General features: G+C 46.8%; 1 protein-coding gene and 2 pseudogenes. 2 read left to right on the top strand and 1 reads right to left on the bottom strand.

Features of this window, described 5'->3' with window-relative positions; genetic code table 11:
• The first annotated feature begins 204 nt into the window (after positions 1-204).
• Positions 205-795, top strand: a complete 591-nt coding sequence (locus tag V7051_RS24445; protein WP_333879364.1) for a hypothetical protein — start codon at positions 205-207, stop codon at positions 793-795.
• Here the strand turns inward: V7051_RS24445 and V7051_RS24790 are convergent.
• Positions 683-1,829, bottom strand: a pseudogene (locus V7051_RS24790) (IS3 family transposase). The gene V7051_RS24445 and the pseudogene V7051_RS24790 overlap by 113 nt on opposite strands.
• A gap of 212 nt (positions 1,830-2,041) precedes the next feature.
• Here V7051_RS24790 and tnpC point away from each other — a divergent pair.
• A pseudogene (gene tnpC, locus V7051_RS24785) lies at positions 2,042-2,766 on the top strand (IS66 family transposase); the annotation flags it as partial.
• Positions 2,767-3,479: the final 713 nt, after the last annotated feature.

Below are 3,479 nucleotides of genomic sequence, written 5' to 3'. Positions count from 1 at the left end.
TTATTTTAACCCTATAAAGAGGGGTGCCATGTCGATTATTTAGGAAAGATGTCTATTTATAACATCCCCCTGATTGGCATAATTGGATTGTGAGCTTGAAATCACTAAGAAGTTGGGTAACGGCTAGCATTTAACTGGCACAAGCCAAATTATATTCGTGTTAGGACTTTCGCAAACCTAGCCGAATAGGTTATGTTAACAAGTATGATCACGAAACAATGTTACGTAGAATACTTGATCTGCACACCGATCAACTACACCTGCTTCAACCTGTCCGAGCATTTAGAGCACATCAGCCACGATGTGGTAAGCAACTTCTTGAAACAGAGCCGGATCACGGCGCGGGAGATTTGGGAGCTGGTCAAAGAACTGATCAAAAATACGGAAGACTCGTTCTTGATCCTTGACGACAGCGTACAATGCAAGCGCTATTCCAAATCGATCGAGTTGGTCAAGACACAGTATAGCGGCGCGGTGGGCAGCTTGGTGCGAGGCATCGGCGTAGTGAACCTGATTCACAGTGACGTCCATGAACATTATCCGGTCGATTACCGGATTTATAACAACGCCGCCGACGGCAAGACCAAGAATGACCATTTTAAGGACATACTCCTCAACGCCATTGCCAACAAAGGCCTCCAAACGAAGACAGTGATGTGTCAACACTTTTCCGGACACACGGTTAAACAGCTTTTTGCTGCAATTCGTAGTCTACGGGTGACAAATAGCCATTGGCGGAATGGAGACGCTCGCGGTTATAAAACACTTCAATATATTCGAACACCGCCTGTTTAGCCTCAGAGCGGTTTTGATAGGTCTGATGATGTATCAATTCGGTTTTTAGGGTATGAAAAAAAGCTTTCCGAAACCGAATTATCCCAGCAGTTCCCCTTACGGCTCATGCTCTGCCGGATACCCTGCTGATTTAACAATGCCCTGTGACTTTCCGACGTATACTGGCTGCCCCGATCAGTATGCCATAGCAATGCCTTATCCGGTTTGCGCTTCCAAACCGCCATCATTAACGCATCGTTCACCAGTTTGGCTCGCATATGCTCGGCCATTGACCAACCCACCACTTGCCGGGAATAGAGATCAATCACTACCGCTAAATACAGCCAGCCTTCCTGCGTATAGATAGTGGGGATGTCGCCGACATAGACCTGATTGGGTAGATCCACGGAAAATTGACGATCCAGATGTTGGGTGCAATAGGTTGATCGTGCTTGGAATTGGTCGTCGCTTTGAATCGACGTTTGGTTTTACAGGCTAACCCGGCTTCCCGCATCAATCGACCGATGCGCCGACGACTGACCGTCCGGTCCCAACCTAATAAAGCCGCCTTGAGGCGACGAGTACCGTAGCTTGCCCGGCTCTTTTCAAATTCAGTTTGAAGGACAATTTTGAGATCGGCATCGTCTTTTTCGCTCGCGAGGGGATCGCGATGCAACCAGTCGTAGTAAGCACTTCGGGAAACTTGTAAGAACTGACACATCGCATCCACGGCAAACTCGGTCGTATGCTGTTTGATCCAGGCGTACTTCACCGTTGCTCCTTGGCAAAATACGCCGCTGCTTTTTTAGCAGATCACGCTCCTCGGTGAGCCGGACGACTTCTTTTTTCAGCCGCTTAAGTTCGTCGTACAGATGTTCGTCGGTTCGTAACGTTTTATCGCTTTCTTTAGGGCGGCTGTATTTGCCAATCCAGGTATGCAGGGTATTGACGTTGATTCCGAGATCTTTGGCTACCTGGGTGATCGGTTTATCAGAGTCGTTCGCCAGCTGGACCGCTGAGGCTCTGAATTCGGCTGTATAGCAGGGGCACCTCATTAAAATGGAAGTTATTTAGAATCAATAAGCTACAAGAACAAAAACTGCCAAAAAATAACACTAAAAACTTTAACTTATTGATTTAACGATACATCTAAAAGTCAAATGAGGTGGCCCGGGCTGTATAGGTGTTTGGTGTTTTGGGATTCATTTCGACTCACACTTTTTTGAGAGTATTTTAAAAAATGTGTCCGGTTTAGTGTAGCCACATCAGTTATTTATGGGCACAGATGACCGGTTCCAGGCCACCGATTCGGCTGTTCAGCTACACAACGGGGCGAGGAGGACAACACGCGCAGCCGCTCTATGACGGTATCAAGCCCGGCGCAGTGCTGATGAGTGACGGCTATGAAGTGTATAACACTCTTGTGGCGGTTGCACGGAGCAATTCACCTCGGTTGCTGGGCGCATGCACGCCGCTCTTTTGTTGAAGCAGAGGCGGTTATTCCCAAGACCGCACGTCGCCCGGAACAACTGGTGACGCAGTTTATTGCGGCGATTGGCGAACTGTATGCCATTGAGGCTAAGACGAAAGAACTAAGCAAACCCGTTTTGATCAAGATCGAAGGGTTGCTGGTACTGCATCTGCATGCGGTATCCCCCCGGCAGTTTGCTGGGCAAGGCCTTGCATTATCTCTCGTCGCAATGGCCGAAACTGATTCGCTTTGTTGAAAACGGCACCTGGCCTATTGATAACAACCTCTGCGAAAACGCCATACGCCCGTTTGTTGTCGGTCGCCGCAATGGGTTGTTCTGCGACACGGTGGCCGGTGCCCATGCCAGCGCAAATCTCTACTCGTTCATCGAAACCTGCAAGGCCAATGGCATCGAGCCCTATACCTATCTGGTTGAGTTGTTCTGTCAGTTGCCCTTGGCAAAAACCGTCGAAGACTTCGAAGCATTGCTGCCTTGGCACCTCCCCAACCCAGCGACCTAATTAAACTCGTAAGTTTTTGTTCGTAAATTCAATAGCGTAGTTTAAAGGGCGCTTACTTTTAAACGAACAGTAGCCGCATAAAAAAATCATTTTATTAAGCGCGCATTCACTAGTAAGTGATTAGAATCGACTCAAAGTCTAAGGCAAAAATTAGATATTTTAGTTCTAGCCTTGCTTTAGTATTCGTTGGTGACGATGATTTCTAAGATGAAAAATTGAATGATTAAATTCTTCAAGGAATGGTTTACATGAAACGCTTGTTAAGATTGTCCGTTGTTGGCTTAGTATTCATATTACAAGGGTGTGCTGTTTATCCTTACGCTCCTCCCGCTTATAACGGATATTATGGTTATGGATATCCGTCGTACGTATACCGGCCTTACGGGAATTTTGGTTGGGGTGGCGGTTACAACAGAGGCTTCGGCGGGGGCGGCCATCATGGCTGGGGACGCGGACACCGCTGACATTTATTGGTGTTAAATTTGACCATGAAAGCCATCATCGCTTTTACATAGCCTGATAAACAGAATCTGAAAAACGGTCTATATTGGATCGCTTAATAATGGTTTATTTTCATTTATTCAGAACTGATCCGAAATTGGCCGTACTCATGGATTTTTAGGATAATTCGCTGTTAGTATCCCGTTTATTTATTATATTTAGGACTTTCGCAACCCTAGCCAAATAGGTTATGTTAGCAGGCATGATCACGA

The sequence above is a fragment of the Methylobacter sp. genome, assembly GCF_036845245.1.
Lineage (GTDB): Bacteria > Pseudomonadota > Gammaproteobacteria > Methylococcales > Methylomonadaceae > Methylobacter_A.
Note: the sequence above shows the minus strand (reverse complement) of the source record. Positions and strands in the feature narration are given on the sequence as shown.